Here is a 1377-nt window from a genome sequence, read left to right on the forward strand (position 1 = left end):
CATGGGGTTGGGGGGCTTTGGAGTATTGGTGCAGGCTAAGGGCCTGACCCCCTCAGAATATGCTCATCCTCTGCGGGGCTTTGGCGAGCCGGAGCCGTGAGCCATTTCGCTGCTATTGGGATTGAGATGTTCACTCCTACCAGCTGCTGTTGCCCTTCATCGATGCCAGCTCTGCCATTGCTTTGGCGCCATCTTCCAGGTTGCTAATTTTCTCCTCGAGAGTTGCAAAGACTTCGTTATATTTGTCGGCCCATGCAATGTCGGCAGCAGCTTTGGTCGTGCGGGCCGAGCCAAGAGATACGTCTGAAGATCCTTTCGCGGGCATAGGTGACCGTTTAATGGAGTTACTAGAGCCTGTTGACCGACAAGCCTGGGTTAGGCGGGCAATATCTTGCTTGAGGAGATTCTGTTTTGATTGGAGTTGTTCCACCTTGGCTATGCCCTCCTCAAGGGACTGAATGAGTTTCTGTTTCTTGGCTTGTAAATCTCCAATCGAGGCTTTCAGACTTTGCTCTTCTGCGCGTAACTGAGAAAGCCGTTCTTTTTGAGATTGGATCTGGGTCTCCATCTCCTCAAAATGGAGCTGAGCAGTTTGAGCTTGCGAATGAGCATTCTCATGAGTTTTGGCAGCAGCTTTTCCATTCTGCTGGACTTTTGCCCAATCTTCAAGGGCAGCACGCAGACTGGCCAACTCGTTTTGCAATTGCTGTAGGTCTGAAGGAGTGATTTCGTTTTGCTTCTGCTGATTTTTGAGGTGCTCTAGAAGCTGGATTTTGGCTTTGGCCTCGCTCCCAGATAGAGCAGAAGCCACATAGCCCGTCATCCCCGTAGCCAAACCTGCTGCTCCCGCCTGCCACAGGGATCCTCCCGCCCCAAGGCCGCCAATAGCCACCGTAACTCCAGCCAACGCGGGAAAGGCAGTTATCCAAAGCTGGCGGCAGGAGAAAGGCAACATCATCGACCCCAGGGTGGAAGAGGAGATTGTCTTGAAGATTGTTTTGACCATAGGTAATGTTTGGGTAGGTTTTCTCTCACTCACAACTCCTCTTTTTTTAAGGAGAAAGGGGAGCTAGAACCAACACAAAGAACAAAGAACGCCTTAGAGACAATTTTACTGCACTATTTCACTGCACTTCAAGATGACTCTGGTGTACTGCTGAGGTTACAGTTCTTTACGCCATCCCTCCAGTATGGCCACAACTACAAGTCAATCGCCACTCTAAACCTGCAAGAGCCACTTCAGCTAGAAATTGCAGGAGCCCCGCACTGTACCCGTAGGGTCGGTGTCGGGAGGAATGCTATAACAATACTGCGGACACCAGAAACGGTTGTTTAAGGCACTGGTAACGGTCGATTGGGGGTGCTGTAAACCACCCC

The 1377-nt window shown here is 51.0% G+C and carries 1 protein-coding gene; it reads right to left on the reverse strand.

The annotated features are described in order from the left end of the window. Positions 1–136: 136 nt before the first annotated feature. Positions 137–1006, reverse strand: a complete 870-nt coding sequence (locus NW837_RS13390; RefSeq protein WP_414332119.1) for a hypothetical protein — start codon at positions 1004–1006, stop codon at positions 137–139. Positions 1007–1377 lie beyond the last annotated feature (371 nt).

It is taken from the genome of Synechococcus sp. R6-10, from assembly GCF_047461815.1.
Classification (GTDB): Bacteria; Cyanobacteriota; Cyanobacteriia; order Thermostichales; family Thermostichaceae; genus Thermostichus.

Coding starts and splice junctions, on each gene's coding strand:
- NW837_RS13390 (WP_414332119.1), bottom strand. CDS start 1,006: ATGGTCAAAACAATCTTCAAGACAATCTCCTCTTCCACCCTGGGGTCG.